The organism is Brevibacillus sp. FW306-2-1A-C05A (genome assembly GCF_058781555.1).
Map to the genome: position 1 here is coordinate 1 of NZ_JBYSWV010000007.1, position 15,695 is coordinate 15,695.

Annotated in this window: 15 protein-coding genes, 2 pseudogenes and 1 riboswitch; of the genes and pseudogenes, 13 read left to right on the top strand and 4 right to left on the bottom strand. The window is 52.3% G+C overall.

The window, feature by feature from the left end; genetic code table 11:
* Positions 1–238: DUF3139 domain-containing protein (locus tag AC3WJN_RS07290; RefSeq protein ID WP_492329235.1), on the top strand; the 238-nt coding region annotated here is incomplete at its 5' end.
* A gap of 1,005 nt (positions 239–1,243) precedes the next feature.
* Here AC3WJN_RS07290 and AC3WJN_RS07295 read toward each other — a convergent pair.
* The 3 genes from AC3WJN_RS07295 to AC3WJN_RS07305 all read right to left on the bottom strand — a co-directional run bounded on the left by AC3WJN_RS07295 (position 1,244) and on the right by AC3WJN_RS07305 (position 5,078).
* Complete coding sequence (locus AC3WJN_RS07295) at positions 1,244–2,845, bottom strand: sensor domain-containing diguanylate cyclase (RefSeq protein ID WP_005835274.1); 1,602 nt, start codon at positions 2,843–2,845, stop codon at positions 1,244–1,246.
* A gap of 219 nt (positions 2,846–3,064) precedes the next feature.
* On the bottom strand, positions 3,065–4,528 hold the full coding sequence (locus tag AC3WJN_RS07300) for a methyl-accepting chemotaxis protein (RefSeq protein WP_039971733.1): 1,464 nt from the start codon (positions 4,526–4,528) through the stop codon (positions 3,065–3,067).
* A 1-nt stretch (position 4,529) separates the two neighbouring features.
* The gene (locus AC3WJN_RS07305; RefSeq protein ID WP_005835270.1) at positions 4,530–5,078 is read right to left on the bottom strand and encodes a GNAT family N-acetyltransferase; all 549 of its coding nucleotides are present in this window, start codon (positions 5,076–5,078) and stop codon (positions 4,530–4,532) included.
* Between the two features lie 161 nt (positions 5,079–5,239).
* A riboswitch (cyclic di-GMP riboswitch) is annotated at positions 5,240–5,323 on the bottom strand.
* A 283-nt stretch (positions 5,324–5,606) separates the two neighbouring features.
* Here AC3WJN_RS07305 and AC3WJN_RS07310 point away from each other — a divergent pair.
* From AC3WJN_RS07310 to AC3WJN_RS07345, 8 genes are all read left to right on the top strand, one after another.
* Complete coding sequence (locus tag AC3WJN_RS07310) at positions 5,607–5,789, top strand: hypothetical protein (RefSeq protein WP_005835267.1); 183 nt, start codon at positions 5,607–5,609, stop codon at positions 5,787–5,789.
* A 133-nt stretch (positions 5,790–5,922) separates the two neighbouring features.
* Positions 5,923–6,732, top strand: a complete 810-nt coding sequence (locus AC3WJN_RS07315) for a TrmB family transcriptional regulator (protein ID WP_005835265.1) — start codon at positions 5,923–5,925, stop codon at positions 6,730–6,732.
* A 125-nt stretch (positions 6,733–6,857) separates the two neighbouring features.
* The gene (locus tag AC3WJN_RS07320; protein WP_005835263.1) at positions 6,858–7,532 is read left to right on the top strand and encodes an AzlC family ABC transporter permease; all 675 of its coding nucleotides are present in this window, start codon (positions 6,858–6,860) and stop codon (positions 7,530–7,532) included.
* Positions 7,523–7,855, top strand: coding sequence for an AzlD domain-containing protein (locus tag AC3WJN_RS07325; protein WP_007780718.1), 333 nt, complete (start codon positions 7,523–7,525; stop codon positions 7,853–7,855). Before AC3WJN_RS07320 ends, AC3WJN_RS07325 begins: the two co-directional genes overlap by 10 nt.
* A 56-nt stretch (positions 7,856–7,911) precedes the next feature.
* The gene (locus AC3WJN_RS07330) at positions 7,912–8,619 is read left to right on the top strand and encodes a DNA alkylation repair protein (protein ID WP_492329236.1); all 708 of its coding nucleotides are present in this window, start codon (positions 7,912–7,914) and stop codon (positions 8,617–8,619) included.
* Positions 8,620–8,843: 224 nt separating this feature from the next.
* Positions 8,844–9,620, top strand: a complete 777-nt coding sequence (locus tag AC3WJN_RS07335) for an amino acid ABC transporter substrate-binding protein (RefSeq protein WP_005835257.1) — start codon at positions 8,844–8,846, stop codon at positions 9,618–9,620.
* A gap of 123 nt (positions 9,621–9,743) precedes the next feature.
* Entirely contained in the window at positions 9,744–10,403 is a 660-nt protein-coding gene (locus AC3WJN_RS07340; protein WP_005835255.1) for an amino acid ABC transporter permease, read from the top strand.
* Positions 10,404–10,417: 14 nt separating this feature from the next.
* Positions 10,418–11,164, top strand: a complete 747-nt coding sequence (locus tag AC3WJN_RS07345) for an amino acid ABC transporter ATP-binding protein (RefSeq protein ID WP_005835253.1) — start codon at positions 10,418–10,420, stop codon at positions 11,162–11,164.
* Positions 11,165–11,222: 58 nt separating this feature from the next.
* Here the strand turns inward: AC3WJN_RS07345 and AC3WJN_RS07350 are convergent, their stop codons facing one another.
* Positions 11,223–11,489, bottom strand: coding sequence for a KTSC domain-containing protein (locus AC3WJN_RS07350; protein ID WP_007780706.1), 267 nt, complete (start codon positions 11,487–11,489; stop codon positions 11,223–11,225).
* Between the two features lie 449 nt (positions 11,490–11,938).
* Here AC3WJN_RS07350 and AC3WJN_RS07355 point away from each other — a divergent pair, with 449 nt between their 5' ends.
* The 4 genes and pseudogenes from AC3WJN_RS07355 to AC3WJN_RS07370 form a co-directional block, all read left to right on the top strand.
* On the top strand, positions 11,939–12,265 hold the full coding sequence (locus AC3WJN_RS07355; RefSeq protein ID WP_007780697.1) for a PadR family transcriptional regulator: 327 nt from the start codon (positions 11,939–11,941) through the stop codon (positions 12,263–12,265).
* Between the two features lie 4 nt (positions 12,266–12,269).
* Entirely contained in the window at positions 12,270–13,019 is a 750-nt protein-coding gene (locus AC3WJN_RS07360) for a VanZ family protein (protein WP_197186347.1), read from the top strand.
* Between the two features lie 147 nt (positions 13,020–13,166).
* A pseudogene (locus tag AC3WJN_RS07365) lies at positions 13,167–15,501 on the top strand (glycoside hydrolase).
* Positions 15,453–15,590: pseudogene (locus tag AC3WJN_RS07370) on the top strand (SDR family oxidoreductase); the annotation flags it as partial. The pseudogenes AC3WJN_RS07365 and AC3WJN_RS07370, both read left to right, overlap by 49 nt.
* Positions 15,591–15,695 lie beyond the last annotated feature (105 nt).

Genomic DNA, 15,695 nt, shown 5'->3' on the forward strand with positions numbered 1-15,695 from the left:
AGGAACTTTGTTAAGCTTAGAAAATCAAGTACGCCAATATCTCATTACGGAGAAAAATCTCGATGAGAAAACAATAGTTAGTCTAGATGGCGTTTTTGGGAAGCTTCCGGTCTTTAGTGTAGAAGTTATTTTTGCTGATGAACCCGATGTAAGATACTTTTATACTGAAAAAAACGGAAACATAATACCTTTACATCCATCGCCTAAACCCAAAGGATACGAATACAAACATAAGTGAGTCCCGATAATCTACACGTCCGAATCCCCAGATTCGGGCGTTTTTCCCTGTTATGAGCGATTGGCGTTCCACCGATCGTCTCAAAAAGTCCACCCATTATGGACGTCCTACGCTGGTACCGCCTTTGGAGGCGAAAGGGGGATTGTCCCTCGCGGATGACTGCAATTAACTCCATTTTCATTTGTTGGATACTATCTTCTTGCGGTTGTTTGATATACCGCGATAGAAAAATCATATCTGGCTCAAACAAGGTAATAAGCGTTTCTCATGCTTGCTAGCGCGGTCAGTGGAGCGGCGAGCAACTGCTGCCAGCACCAGCGAAAAAATTTGACCTAGCGAAATACGAATCAGGCTAGCGCAGCCCTTGAAGCCGCGAGCAACTGCCGCCAGCATTCTACGAAAAACTGGCCCTAGCGAAAATCCACCAGCTACTGCTGTCCTTGAAGCCTCGAGCAGCTACTGCCAGCATCCAACAAAAAATCGCCCCAGCAAAATTCGCACACTAATCACGCGGCAGCACTTGCAAAGCAGAATCCTCATGGAAACCAACACAAACGATTGATATTGCGGGCAGTACATCAAAGGCGGCATACTAGAAGGCAAAACTGCATTCGCCAACGCCTTCCTCGATCGCTTTGGACGATTCGAATTTGTTGGTTACGAACTTTGTGCAAGGGACGCTATCTGTTTTCGATGCCGAAAAATTAAGCCAAATACGGCAAGTGCCGGTCGGGGAGTGGCCTACCCAAGTGTTTGTTGTGCCAAAATCGAGTGCGAACGAATAAGGAAGCAAGCCCTGATTTTGGCGTGATTTTGCGAAAGGCAGGAGGCTGAGTGTGAAGGCAGGAGGGCAGGAACACATACAGGCGGGAAAGCATAAAGCCACGAACACACGAACTCATGCCCACCCAACCAACAATTAAGCACCTCCCCAACACCCCCCGAAAGAAAGAACGACTGCACCCCCAACAGATGCAGTCGCCCTTTTCTCGCACAAAACTTTATTCAACAACCTTTCTCATTCGCAATTACAACCTTGTTCCTCCCAGACTCTTTCGCCTGGTACAAAGCCTGATCGGCCAGTTCGATGAGCTGTGTAGCGGAATCTCCGTGGAGCGGGCTGCTGACGATGCCGACCGATACGGTGATGGGCTGGCCCGTCGGATTTGTGCTGCTTTCCATCTGCGTTCGGATTTTTTCCGCGACGGACAAGGCTTCTGTGCTGGAAGCGCTGCGGAGCAGGGCGATGAATTCTTCGCCGCCGAAACGGCCGCAAATGTCGCTTTTTCGCACACAGCTTTTCATGATTTCCGCAAACTGCTTCAAGACTTCATCGCCGACCGGATGGCCGAAGGTGTCGTTGACGTGCTTGAAGTGATCGATGTCCAGCAGGAGGATGGAAAAGTTCTTTTTCTCTTTCGTCCACGTTTGCAAAATCTCTTCGACGGAACGGCGGTTCGCAAGCCCTGTGAGCACGTCGGTGGTTGCTTCGTGGGTCAAGCGGTCGGTTTTCTCTTTGATTTTTTTGGCCGCTGTCCGGAATGCTTTGGTCAATAAATCGGCCTCCCGGTTCCAATGGTGCTTGTCCGGGGGCAGCTCGACTCTTTCTGAGCCCATTTTGCTCATCAGATCGGCTAGGTGGACAAAAGGTCTGGCCAGCTTGTGGGCGAGCTGAATCACAATCAGAAGCAGGAACAGAGACGGAGGCAGCAAGTAGAGCAGCATCATTCGCACCTGGCTGTGCAGCTCGTTGTAAACGAGTTCCATCGGCGAAGTGACGATGACTCCCCAGCCGTTTGCCGGAACTTGCGCATACCCGGCCAGCAGGTGATCGCCGTTGATGCTCAACATCTGGTCGTAGCCGTTGTTGCCCGCGAGCAGCTTTCGTACGACGGGATTGGACTGGATGTTCTGGCCGATCTGCTGTTTGTCCGGATGGAACAGCAACTGTCCATTCGAGCCGACAATCGAATAAGACGAGCCGCTCGTATCTATCTCCGGGTTGCCGATAATCATGTTCAAAATGTTGTGATCCTGCAAATAGATCGTTCCCCCGACGAATCCGCGATACTGTCCGTCCTTGTCAAAGATCGGTTCGCTCATAAACAGCAGGAGGCGCTTGTACTTTTTGGAAATGTAGGGCGATGAGATGTAAGGCTTTTTCAATGCCAGTGCGTATTGCGCTTCCCTGGTCGTAAGCTTCTGTCCGACAGTGCCGAGCGATGGCGGGGACACACTGCGAACCGTTCCGGTTTCATCTACGACAGTAAGCGAGTTGAAGTAGTTGCCGCTTTTGCGAAGAATCTCCAGATGTTCGATGGCTTCTTGTTGCGTCCGTGAGGGATGGTCGATTAAAACGGTGGCGGAATAGCGCAGGCTGCTGCGCATGGATAGGAACAGGGAGTCGATCATTTGGCTCATTTTGCTTGCGCTCGAATAGTTAAGAGTGAGAGTCGTATCAATCAGCGACTTCTTTTTCGATTGATACGAGGCTACGAGAAGAATCGTCAGCGTCAACAGAATGGACAAGGAAACAAGACCCGTCAAAAGGGTAGTCAAACCAATCTTTTTCCCCTGGCTCGTTGGAAAACGATGAAAAACAGGCATATGGCTTAGGCCTCTCTTTGCGTTGGATCGATTCACGATGGAAGAGAACTGTAAAAATTCCATGTGTATTATAAGCGATACAGGCGGGACATGCTATGTAGAAAAATGAATTTTATAAAAAAATCTCGCCGATTCCACAATTATCCAGACATGCACGCAAAAAAACCGCCCTCTACAAAAGAGAGGGCAGTTGCATAAAAATCCAGCCAGCTTTGCTGCTTACGTATTCAAACCGCGAATTTGTTGCTCGATCTTTTCGAAGCCGCCGGATACTTTGACGATTTCCTCTTTTTGCTCGGAGACGAGCACGAGGACTTCTTCGAGGCTTTCCTTGTTTTTGTCGGTGATGTCTGCGTTGACCTCGACTTTGGCGTTGACTTCCTGAATCATGCTGTGGACGTGGACGATGAACTCTTGCAGATTTTTCGTTTTCTCGGCGAAGTTGTGCATGTAGTTGTCCACGTTCGTAAACATTTCCTGAACCTCCATGATCCCTTCGCTGTTTTTCTCAAACGACAGTTGGGACTCGGAGATCATGTCGGAGACGAGCTTCATTTTTTCGCGAATCGTCATCAACAAGGTAGAGATTGATTCGGAGGACAGCTTGGAAGATTCGGCCAGCTTGCGCACCTCGTCCGCTACGACGGCAAAGCCGCGACCATGCTCGCCTGCACGGGAAGCCTCGATGGTCGCATTGAGCGCCAGCAGGTTGGTCTGTGCCGAAATTTCCGAAATCGTTTGGATGATTTTTTCAATGGATTCCGTTTCTTTGTTCAGCTCTTGGATCAGCTTGTTCGTGCCTTGAATGTCCTTGATAAAGCGCTCGAAGTCGTTGCCGATGTTGCTGATGCGCTTGCTGCTTTCATTGGTCGCTTCTTTGGTCGATTCTACGTATTCGTGCATTTCGGTCACGGAGCGGGTCATGTCCTCTACCTGGAGGTTGGTCGTGCCCATCTCGCGGCGCAACTCGTTGGTGTTGTCGGTCTGGATCGAGAAGGAGCGCATGATCTCCTGAAGGGCAGCCACTGTCTCCACCGCGCGGACGTTGACGCCATCTGTAACCTTGTTCAAATTCTCCTGATATTCCTGGACGGAGTTGAGCGATTCGTTGATCTGGTCCAAAATGCGCTGCAGCGACTCTTTGGAGGCGATCGCTTGCTGCTTTTGCTCCTCGCTTTCCCGCTGCAGCTTGTTGTTGAAAACTGCGTGCATCATGCTTGTCGCCGATACGAAGCAGAAGGCCAGCAAGTAGTACATCAAATGAACAGGATCGGACGTGTAGAAAATCGCTTCGCCGTTCGTCAGGAAATAGTAGGTGACGATCCCCATGGCTGCGATGATGGTCAAGATGTTAATCAGTTTGTCCTGATAAATGCCCATGACCGCGACGAAGAACATGATCGTCATGATGTTGACCAGCCAAGGATCGAGTCCCACGATGACGAACATGAAAATGCCGATGACAGCGAAGTTGAAAAACTTCATGAAGGGAGCCATCTTGTCCCGCCAGGCTGGCCGGTTGGAAAGGTAGGCAAAAGGTGCGAGCACCCCGTACAAAATCCCCAGCACGGTTAAAACGAAGGAGAACGGAACCCCCATGATGAGGTTCACGATCTGGACGATGGTAATGATGCTCGCAAAAACAATGACCACCCAGTTATTTCTTCTTTGTAAGAGTTCCATGTCAGCTAACCTCAACTTTTATTTGTTTGCAAAGCTCTTGATACCAGGCAAATTCGGGCTTGTCCTTGTTCAAATAGGCTTCTTGCAGGTGGAAGACGGTCGGAATGGCATTCGCCCCTTTGTAGAAGACCATCTCTTTCACTTGCGTCGCTCTGACGTTGTATTTACGGTTAATCAACTGAAAAAAAGCCGGATCTGCCAAACCGACTGCATGCGTATATCCGTGTTTTTCTGCATAATCGATCATGAGGGCAACTCCCCATCGTCCCAGCTTTCCGCGGAACTTGGGCAAGACAGCGAAACTGTCCACTTCGACAACTTTCATATCGCTCGTCAAAACATCCTGAAACAAATTTTGCAGATAAGCAGAAGATTTTTCATGTGGTGTAAATTCAAAAGTCCCGCCTGGTTCGTCCTCATCCGACAACAAAAGATAGACGTCGGAACCATCTTTGGCGTATTCCATCTCGAAGCCCATTGAGGTCCAGACACTTTCCTTGATTTGATGGAAAAGAGCCAAAGATTGTGCTGAATCAACCAGTTTGTACATAATACTCCACTCCATTTTTCTCTCTCTTTGTTTTTTCATGTACAAGTCTAGTGTTGATCGATAAAATGGCGCCTCCTTTCTTCCATGTGAGCATAAAAAAGGCCATTCCCCATGCGGAAATAGCCCAAAGTCACCATCATCTTCCTGCTATGCTCATGATGTATGGCAACCCGGCTGTCATGGTCAAAGACTTTAGACCCGTGGTTTTGCGTCGCCACCTTTCGATGACTTTGCCTTTGTCATTCATTTGCGAAAAATGTATAGAAGTGTCGAATTATGCAAAATATAATCCAAGAGAAACAATCTTGTCAAGTTTTGGTAGGGTAAAGTAACCGATTGTTCATAAATAGTCCGCTCCAAATTGGTAGTTTGGACAGAGAAAGATGCGAGGAAAAACAGAGAAAAGATAGGAATATAGTCAGGTTGTGCCGGGACTTTTGCCAATGGCCGACTCAGCTACTTGCGCCTGGTGCGTAACAAAAATTTACCATCCGTCCGATAACTAGAAAGAACAGGAGGGATGCGAAAATGAGTCAGGCCAAAACGATTGAGTTTCACTTTTCCGGTGGCGAGCTGGTTAAGATCGAGACAACCGAGCCGGAAGAAATCATCCAAATGGTCGCCAACCAAAAGGATGGGTGGCTGCAATACGATGACATCGTGATTAATGTAAGAAACGTTTCTTACATTAAAGTGCGCGATCTCGCTTAGGCTGCTTGCTTGCCAAAAAGGCCCTCGTTCACGGAGGGTTTTTTTTATTTTCGCTTGTGCCGGGAAAAGCACATTGACAAAGGAACGAACCTGAACCTATAGTGAGTATAAAACTAACTACTAAGAGGTCGGGATGGAAGACATATACAAGGAATTGCAAAAGCTCGGATTTTCCCAGTACGAGTGCAAGGCTTACATCAGTCTGCTCAAGCACTCTCCGATCACCGGATACGAAATCAGCAAACGCTCTGGCGTGCCGCGCTCCATGATTTACGAAGTCGTGGGCAAGCTCGTTGACAAAGGGGCTGTTTACACCGTGCCTTCCGAGCCTGTCACGTATGCGCCGCTGCCAGCAAGAGAGCTGGTCCGCAGGCTGCGCGGGCAGTTCGAAGCGTCCTTCGACTATTTGGAAAAAAACTTGTCGGCCTTAGAGTCCGAGCAAGAGATCGACGTCATTCGGCGAATTAGCGGTGACGAGCTGGTGCTCATGGAAATGAGGCAAATGATCGAGCAGGCTGGCGAGGAAGTGTGGCTGTCGATCTGGGAGCCTCAGGTGCCTTTTATCCAGGAGGCGGTGGACAGACGAACCGAAGAAGGGATTTCCGTCTTTACCGTTTTGTTTGGACAGCAAGAGACGCGCGTAGGGACGACGTATCACCATGACTATATGGCGCCTGATGTGGCCGAGGAACGGATGGGCGGGCATCTTACAATCGTCGCGCGTGATCTGGAGGAAGTGCTGATCGCCAACTTCACGCCAAATACGGCTGCCTGGGCGGTCAAGACGAAGGATCCGGCGCTCGTTCTGGTCGCTGTCGAGTACATTCGCCACGATATTATGTTTGCGGAAGTGACAAAGGTGCTCGGCCCGGATAAGGTCGAAGCGCTCTGGCGCAGCAAGCCGGACTTGTACCAGGTGGTCACCGGGAAGAGATTCAAGTAAGCGGAGCGAAGCAGGAGGCAAGCGCGCAAGCCGGAGTGAAATAAAGAGAGAGTGAGGGAGAAGCAGTGGGGCGAGAACAACTGCAAGTAGAAGCATTGTCGAACGCGGGTGAGCAGGGAAGCTTCATGCAGGGGGTCAAGGATTGCATTCCAACCTTGCTCGGGTATTTGAGCATCGGGTTTGCGGCAGGTGTGCTGGAAAAGACCGCTGGGCTGAGCATCATGGAAATTGCCTTGATGAGCATTTTGCTGTACGCAGGCTCGGCGCAGTTTATTGCTGCGGGCATGATTGCCGCAGGAAGCTCGGCGATGGGAATTATCATTACGATTTTGTTTGTGAATTTGCGGCATATTTTGCTAAGCGCGGCTCTGTCGCCCTACTTCCGCCATCTGACGGCGTTTCGGAACATGCTCGTCGGTTCGCTTCTGACAGACGAGACGTTCGGGGTTGCGATCAACGAGGCGGCGAAGCGCAAGCAGATCGACGAAAAATGGATGCACGGTTTGAATGTGACGGCTTACCTGAACTGGATTGCGGCCAATTTGGCGGGAGCCTATTTCGGACAGTGGATCGCCAATCCCGAGCAGTTGGGCCTTGATTTCGCTCTGCCGGCGATGTTTATCGGCTTGCTGGTGCTGGCGATGATGAGCCGCAAGCAAATCCGGCTCGATATCGTCGTCGCCATCAGCGCAGTCGTCATTGCTGTAGGCGTGTCTGTCTTGTATCCGGGCAACCTTGGCGTCATCGTAGCTACGCTGTGCGCATCGACAATCGGGATGGTGATCGAAAGATGGAAGTGAGATGGGATATCTTCCTCATTATTGTAGGCAGTGCGCTGGTCACGTTTTTGCCGCGGGTGCTGCCCTTGATGGTGCTGTCGCGCATGGAGCTTCCCGCGTGGGGCGTCCGCTGGCTGCATTACGTGCCGATCGCGGTCATGGCTGCACTGGTCGGGCAGGAGCTGTTTTTGCAGGAGGGAAAGTTGTCGCTACTAGCCAATGTCGAGCTATTGGCGGCGATTCCGACGTTTCTGGTTGCGATCGTGACCCGCAGCCTGCTGGGCACGGTTGTCGTCGGGATGGTTTCGATCATGATCTTGCGCTACCTTTTCCCGCTCTTGTAGCAGGGAGAAAGCAGCCGGAAAATGGGTAAACTAGGAAAAAAGGGAGGCGGACGCGAATGACCGTGGAAGAAGTCATGCAACAGTTGGAAGCGTTGGGCACGGAGCAGACGAAGAAGACGTTCATGCGCCATGGTGCCAGGGAGCCGTTTTTTGGCGTGCGAATCGGCGACATGAAAAAGCTGGTGAAGGCAGTCAAGCGCGATCAAAAGCTGGTGCAAGCGTTGTACGAGACGGGCAATCACGACGCGATGTATTTGGCGGGCCTGGCGATCGACCCGCAGACGGTGACGAAGGAACAACTGCAAAGCTGGGTCAGGCAGGCGTACTGGTACATGCTGGCCGAGTACACGGTTGCGGGTGTTGCCGCCGAAAGCTCGTTCGCCCTGGAGCTGGTACGGGAGTGGATCGAAGCGGAGGAGGAGATGATTGCAGCTTGCGGCTGGAGCACGTACGCCAACTACTTGTCGATCACGCCTGACGAGCAGCTCGACCTGGCGGAAATCAGCGCCTTGCTTGCGCGGGTGAAGCAGACGATCCATCAGGAAAGAAACCGGGTACGCTATGTCATGAACCAGTTTGTCATCGCGGTTGGCGCGTCTGTCACGGAACTGCATGCGGAAGCGGTGCAGACAGCGGAAGCGATCGGAAAAGTCCAGGTGGATGTAGGCCAGACGGCGTGCAAGGTCCCGTTGGCGACGGAGTCTATCAAAAAAATCGAAGAGCGCGGCAAGATCGGACAAAAAAGAAAGACGTGCATCTGCTGATCGGCTGCAGGACGAAAGCGCCTGCAAGCCCGTCTCGCGCGCGAACAGGCAAAACGCTGGGGAATCCGGCGTTTTTTGTTTAGGAATGCTTTTCCTGTGCGCTTTTCTTTGCTAAAGTCTCGACTCTTTTTGGATGATGTGCTATCATGATACCTTGTTAACGTATTACCACTTTATCAGAGTAAAAACAAATAGAGACTAGCCGAACTAGGGGGAGAATCACGATGAAAAAATTTGCTTTGCTGTCACTGCTTTTCGGAGCTGTCTTTTCACTGGTAGTGGGCTGCTCCAGCGAGAAAACAGGCGCTGACGCCAATAAACTGATTATCGGAATCGACGACAAATTTGCGCCAATGGGCTTCCGCGATGAGAAAAACGAGCTGGTCGGCTTCGATATCGACTACGCTCGCGCCGCTGGCGAAAAGATGGGCAAGCAGGTCGAGTTTCAGCCTATCGACTGGGGTTCCAAAGAATCTGAATTGAACAGCGGCCGGATTGATCTGATCTGGAACGGATACACGATTACGGATGAGCGCAAACAAAAAGTGCTGTTCACGAAACCGTACTTGAAAAACGCGCAGGTCGTCGTGACGCTGGCCAATTCCGATATGACGAAGCTCGCGGATTTGTCTGGCAAAGTTGTCGGGCTGCAAAAGCTGTCCTCTGCCGCTGACGCTCTGAATGCAAGCGAGCTGAAAAACCAGGTGAAGACGATCACGGAGTTCCCGGACAACGTACTGGCTTTGAGCGACCTGAAAATCGGCCGCGTCGATGCCGTGGTCATCGACCAGGTCGTGGCGGATTACTACATGACCAAAGATCAGGGAACGTTCAAATTGTTGGACGAATCGTTGTCTCCTGAAGAGTACGGCGTAGGGGTGAAAAAAGGCAACGAAGCGCTGCTGAACGAGCTGCAAAAGGCGCTCGACGCGCTCAATCAGGATGGAACCGCCGCGAAAATCTCGGAAAAATGGTTTGGCGAGGATCGCGTATTGAAATAATGAAAGAAACGATGGCTTCGCCAGGAAGATGGGCGAAGCCACGCTTATGTCACGACGAAAAAACAAGGTCAGGCTCCTGCCAGGAAAGCCAAAGCCTGCCTAATCCACATAGGAGCATGAAATATGAGCGCAGACTACATCCTTTCGATTACAAAACCGATGCTGGAAGGAGCGCAGATGACGATCCTGCTGTTTTTGATCGCCATCGTGCTCTCGATCCCGTTGGGCTTTCTCATTACGTTAATGGCAAAAAGCAGCGTAAAGCCGCTGGCGTGGCTGGCACACACGTACGTGTACGTGATGCGCGGGACACCGCTGCTTTTGCAACTGCTGTTTATTTGCTTCGGGCTGCCGCTATTGCCCGGTATTGGCGAATATTTGGTGATGGATCGCTTTGTCGCTGCCTGCGTAGGCTTTGTGTTGAACTACGCGGCCTACTTTGCGGAAATTTTCCGGGGCGGGCTGTTGTCCATCGACAAAGGCCAGTACGAGGCGGCACAAGTGCTCGGCTTTAGCAAATGGCAGACGACGACCAAAATCATTTTGCCGCAAATGTTTCGCGTAGCGCTGCCCGCCGTGTCGAACGAATCGATCACGCTTGTGAAGGATACGGCGCTGCTCTATGCGGTCGCAGTGCCTGAGCTGTTGCATTACGCGCAAACGGCTGTGAACCGGGACTTTACGATCGTTCCCTTTTTTATCGCGGGCGTCATCTATTTGCTGATGACCCTCTTGTTGACTCTGTTCTTTAAATGGCTGGAAAAAAGATTTAAATTCGAATAAAGGACTGGCGTGAAATGGCGATCATTCAAGTAAGCAATCTGAAAAAATCGTTTGGCGAGCTGGAAGTTTTGAAAGATGTCTCGTTTGAGATTCAAAAGAACGATGTGGTCGCAGTGATTGGCCCGTCCGGTTCGGGAAAAAGCACGATGCTGCGCAGCCTGGTCTATCTGGAGCAGGTAAATGGCGGGAGCATCCGTGTCGCGGATGACTTTCTGGTGAAAGACGGCGTCTACAGCTCCAGCCAGCAGATCAAGCGGATCACGGGGAAGATGGGGATGGTGTTCCAGCACTTCAACTTGTTTCCGCATCTGACCGTGCGCGAAAATCTGGAGATTGCGCCGCAGGTGGTCAAGGGGGAGCCGGAAAACGTCATTCGCGCGCGAAGCGGGGAGTTGCTGGAGAAGGTCGGGCTATCAGACAAGGCAAACGTCTATCCCGCCAAGCTGTCAGGCGGCCAAAAGCAGCGCGTGGCGATTGCCAGAGCGCTCATGATGAACCCGGACATTTTGCTGTTCGACGAACCGACGTCTGCGCTCGATCCCGAACTGACGGGCGAAGTGCTCCAGGTCATCAAACAGCTTGCCTCCGAGCATATGACGATGATGGTGGTCACGCATGAGATGGGCTTTGCAAGAGAAGTAGCGAGCCGGATTATGTTTATGGATAATGGAGAATTTGTCGAGTCGGGAACGCCGGAAGAGCTGTTTACGAATGCGCAGCACGAGCGGACGCGCGCCTTTTTGCAGCGGGCGTTGAAATAACAAAGCAGCCCTCTGGAGGCTCCCGGAGGGCTGTTGCGTGCCCGGCCCACGGCTTGAATTACATGACCTGGTAGTGCAAATAGCGTTGGCTAATAAACGAGTGAAAATGCTCACTGAACGAATCGGCATTCAGGAAGGCGTTGTAGGCATAAGGGGAGACTTTGCAGTAGACAAATTCGCGGCCGTCGTGAAACTGGATGTAAAGGTGTTGCGACTCCAAGTCGTAGCGGGTGGCTTTGATGAGGTCGGAATCCAGTTGCTTGTACTTGGGCTCTTCTTCGGTCTTGTTTTTACGAGAAAACCATTGGCGAAAAAAAGATTTCACTTCGCGCCATACTCCTTTTTGTCTATTTCTCCGAGGCTTTTATTTTACTCAAAAACTTGTATTCGGAATATAAAAATAACGCACCGATGACAAAATGAGCCAAGAGAACCGTATGTAGAGCATAGTGTGGAAGGGTAGCAAGCATGTGTATTCCTCCTGTTTGAGAGAATGAAGTCACAAAATGAAAGGCGACTCGCGTGTGCTGCTCGGGACATCTTCCTTCTGCCCGGTTCTTCGGACCTGTATTCTAGTTGTGGAGTAAGGAGGAATTTTCTGAACCATCCTGTCGATCTATGGAAGTGCTTGTCGAAAATAGTCTATATTACCTATTTTATTTTTGCCAATAGTAATTTAGGATCAATAAATGTTGTCGTTTTTCTTTTTCAACTACCTTGTAACACGATGTATAATGTGCTACTCTCTACTCAGGCTTGGAAGGAGTTGTTACTGTGAACAAGGAGTTGCTGAAAGGGAGCATTGATCTTCTGCTGCTCTCGCTGATTGCGCAAAAGGATCAATACGGCTATGAGCTGGCGAAAAAGATCCGCGAGAAAAGCGAGGAAGTCTATGAAATCGGGGAAGGGACGCTGTACCCGGCTTTGAAGCGGCTGGAGAACCAGAAGGCCGTGGAATCGTACTGGGGCGAGTCGAAGGAAGGCGGTCGCCGCAAGTATTACCGCATCACCAGGGAGGGGCAAAAGCTTTTGGCAGACAAGATGAAAGACTGGCAGAGTCTGACGCGGCTGGTTGCGCTCTGCAACGAGGGAAGTGAGTAGGACCGTGAAACTGGAAGAATACGTCGATCAAGTCGTCAATGGTTTGCCCTGCTCCAGGCGGGAAAAGCAGGACGTGAAGGACGAGTTGCTCGATCATGTGACGAGCATGAAGCAAGAGTTGATGGAGGAGGGCTATGCGGAGCAGGAAGCGGCTGCGCTCGCTATCCAGCGCTTTGGCCCTGTGGCTGAGCTGAAAAGCCAGCTTGCTGCGTCCATGCCGCTCATCGACAAGTACGTGCGCAAATGGGTGCTGGCTTTGTTCGGCCTCTATGTAGCGGCTTGCAGCTATTTGCTGCTGCTCTCGCCGGACAGGTGGCACCGCAGACGGTTCACGCTCGAATGGAAGGAGCGGATGCTGCGGCACGGCGCCCCGGAGTACACGTATATTTTTCAAAATACGAAGCCGATGCGCACGCTATTCGACTACGTGTTCCACTACGAGCATTACAGCGCCTATACGATCGCGTACAACCTGCTTGGCAACATCGCGCTGTTCATGCCGCTCGGGCTGCTGCTGCCGTTGTTGTTTGCGTCGTTCCGAAATAGGCACCGCGTGTTTTTCACGGCGTTGTTCGCCAGTCTGGCGATTGAGTTTTTGCAGTTTTGGCTTGCTTTGGGCAGCTTCGATGTCGACGACCTGCTGCTCAACGTGCTGGGCGGCCTGTGTGGATACGGACTGTTCCGGGCGGGCGCGGCATTTGTGTACAGGCAGCGGAGCAGAGAAGCGGACAAGCCGTTTTCCACGCTTTCATGAGCAGAAAAAGGGGATGGCGGTCGAGCCTTTGCTGCCTGCCAGCGCAAGAAGATCGCGGGAGAAGAGGTTGCTGCTTTTCTCTACGCTTCTTGCGCTCATAAACATCGTAATACGAGGTATATAGTCATTCGATTGTGGAGGGAAATTATGAAAAGAATCGTTCTCGCTTTGCTGCTGCTTGTCATGAGCGGCTGCGACAGTGCGGCGCAAAACCAGCCGCAAACCAATCAACCGCTAATCGAAACCGGGCAGCAGCTCGCGGCGCCAAAGCAAGCGCTGCCCTTCTCCTTCGAGGTGAAGCCGGAGACGTTCGAGCTGTTTGTGGAGAGCGGCGGCAGCCGGGAGCGTGCGTCAGAGCCGCTGCCGGCGCGACGCGTCGAGCAGTTGCAAAAAAGCGAACAGGAAGTGAGCTGGAGCTATCCGGACGACAAGCTGCAGGTGCGGATCAGGCAAGCGGCCGATCACTTGCAAATCACCCTGACCTCGACGGGGACAGAGAGCTTTTCCTGGCCGCTTGTGAAGGCTCCTGCTTACATGCTGCCGCTCGGCGAAGGCAAATGGATTCCGGCAGGCGACAAAGTCTGGCAGTCGTTTTTGCGGGAGGAGAGCCTGACCTTTAGCGAATCGTTTTCCATGCGTTTTTTTGCGCTGAACCATGAGAAGTACGCGATCTTTTACATGGTGGACAACATGTTCAACAACACGCTCGATTTTGCCGTGGACCCGGAGATTTCGCTGCGATTCACGCATGAGTTTCCGACGATCAACCATGACAAGTCGTACAGCTTCCGGCTGTATGTCACGCAAAACGATCCGGTCCAGATCGCCGGACTGTATAAACACATCATCCAGCAGCAGGGCGAGTTCGCTACTCTGGCGCAAAAGGCGGCGGCAAACCCGAACGTGGAAAAGCTGTACGGCGCACCGCACTTTTATTTGTGGAACAAAACGTTTTTGAGCGAGGACGATGTGCAGTGGGACGCGCTTAAAAAAGCAGCTTGGCGACGGCTTTACGGACTGGCTCGTGCAGCTTTTGGCTGGCAACAAGGAGGACGGGCAGGAGGCCATCGCGCAACTGCGGGAAATCCAGCAGCAGGATTACATCGCGCCGTACCAGCGCAAGGCGATAGTGGACGGCCTCAACTACGCGCTGCGCTCCCGCGACTTTTACCATCCGCAGTTGTTCGCCCGCGTCGACGATCCAAAAGCGAAAGCGCTGATCCAAAAAGGCGTGAAGCAGCTTAACGAAGTCGAGTTGTACGAGTTGAACAAGCGGCTGCTGAAAAGCGTCTTGCAGGATGCCGTCCCCGCTGTCGAGCAATGGGCAGACAGTGATTCCACACGGTTGCTGGAAAAAATGAAGGCAGCGGGCATCGCTCGTGCCTGGATCGGCTTGCCGGACTGGACAGCCGCTTACATGAAGCCTGCGTTCATCCAGCAGGCAAACGATGCGGGCTATCTGATTGCGACGTACGATTCTTACCACTCGATCCACAAGGAAGAAAACCCGGACTGGAACACGGCTATTTTCGCGGACAAAAGCTTGTATGAAAACGCGACGATAGAAAAGAAAAACGGGGAGAAAAAAGGCGGCTTCCTGCAGCGGGGCAGGCTGTTGAACCCGACCTTGTCGCTGCCGAGCGTCAAACAGCGGATGAACGAGATCATGGGCAACGGCGTGGCCTTCAATTCCTGGTTCATTGACGTGGACGCGGCGGGGGAGTTCCACGACGACTACTCCCCGGAACATCCAACGACACAGGCAGAGGATATGCAGGCAAAGTTGGCGCGGATGGACTACATTCGCGACGAGTGGCACATGGTTATCGGCTCGGAGACGGGCAACGATTTCGCCAGCAGAAGCATCGCCTACGCGCACGGTATCGAAACGCCTGTCATCCGCTGGGCTGACCCGGACATGCGCGAGAACAAAGCAAGCCCGTACTACGTGGGCGGTTACTGGGCCCCGGCAGGAGACATTCCCGAGCGCTACGCCAAGCAGGTGCCGATCAAGGACGAGTATCGGCACGTCTACATCGACCCCGCGTACTCGCTGCCGTTGTTCAAGCTGGTGTACAACGATTCGGTCATCACCAGCCACCATTGGGAGTGGGACAGCCTGAAGATCAAAAGCGAGGTCGGCACACGCATGCTCTATGAGCTGCTCTACAACGTGCCGCCGCTCTACCATCTGAACAGTCGCGTCTGGGAGGCACACCACGAAAACATCAGGCAGCATCTGCAAGTCTGGGCGCCGTTCCATCAAAAAGCGGTGCAGCGCCCGCTGACCGATTTTGCCGTGCTGACCGCAGACAGGCTGGTGCAAAAGGCAGCGTACGGGGATGACCTGCAAGTCGTCGTCAACTTTTCCGAGCATGATTTCCGCTACGAAAACAAGCTGGTAAAGGCAAAATCGGCGCTCATCCTCGACGGCTCCGCTCGCTGCATCCGATGGGACGCCTCGGCAAGCCGGAGGAAGTAGCCAAGGCGGTTCTGTTCCTCGCCAGCGACGATGCGTCGTTTGTGACAGGGACAAGCCTGCTGGTGGACGGCGGCTACACCGCGCAATAAAGCGCACGGAAAAGCAGAAGAGAAGTCTCCTGCGCGGCGTCTGCCATACGGGAGGCTTTTTTGTGGCACCGACCTATCAACCATCGTCTAATCAGGCGCGTTTTG

Coding starts and splice junctions, on each gene's coding strand:
- AC3WJN_RS07295 (WP_005835274.1), bottom strand. CDS start 2,845: ATGCCTGTTTTTCATCGTTTTCCAACGAGCCAGGGGAAAAAGATTGGT.
- AC3WJN_RS07305 (WP_005835270.1), bottom strand. CDS start 5,078: ATGTACAAACTGGTTGATTCAGCACAATCTTTGGCTCTTTTCCATCAA.
- AC3WJN_RS07330 (WP_492329236.1), top strand. CDS start 7,912: ATGACCGTGGAAGAAGTCATGCAACAGTTGGAAGCGTTGGGCACGGAG.
- AC3WJN_RS07345 (WP_005835253.1), top strand. CDS start 10,418: ATGGCGATCATTCAAGTAAGCAATCTGAAAAAATCGTTTGGCGAGCTG.
- AC3WJN_RS07335 (WP_005835257.1), top strand. CDS start 8,844: ATGAAAAAATTTGCTTTGCTGTCACTGCTTTTCGGAGCTGTCTTTTCA.
- AC3WJN_RS07315 (WP_005835265.1), top strand. CDS start 5,923: ATGGAAGACATATACAAGGAATTGCAAAAGCTCGGATTTTCCCAGTAC.
- AC3WJN_RS07320 (WP_005835263.1), top strand. CDS start 6,858: ATGCAGGGGGTCAAGGATTGCATTCCAACCTTGCTCGGGTATTTGAGC.
- AC3WJN_RS07325 (WP_007780718.1), top strand. CDS start 7,523: ATGGAAGTGAGATGGGATATCTTCCTCATTATTGTAGGCAGTGCGCTG.
- AC3WJN_RS07340 (WP_005835255.1), top strand. CDS start 9,744: ATGAGCGCAGACTACATCCTTTCGATTACAAAACCGATGCTGGAAGGA.
- AC3WJN_RS07310 (WP_005835267.1), top strand. CDS start 5,607: ATGAGTCAGGCCAAAACGATTGAGTTTCACTTTTCCGGTGGCGAGCTG.
- AC3WJN_RS07300 (WP_039971733.1), bottom strand. CDS start 4,528: ATGGAACTCTTACAAAGAAGAAATAACTGGGTGGTCATTGTTTTTGCG.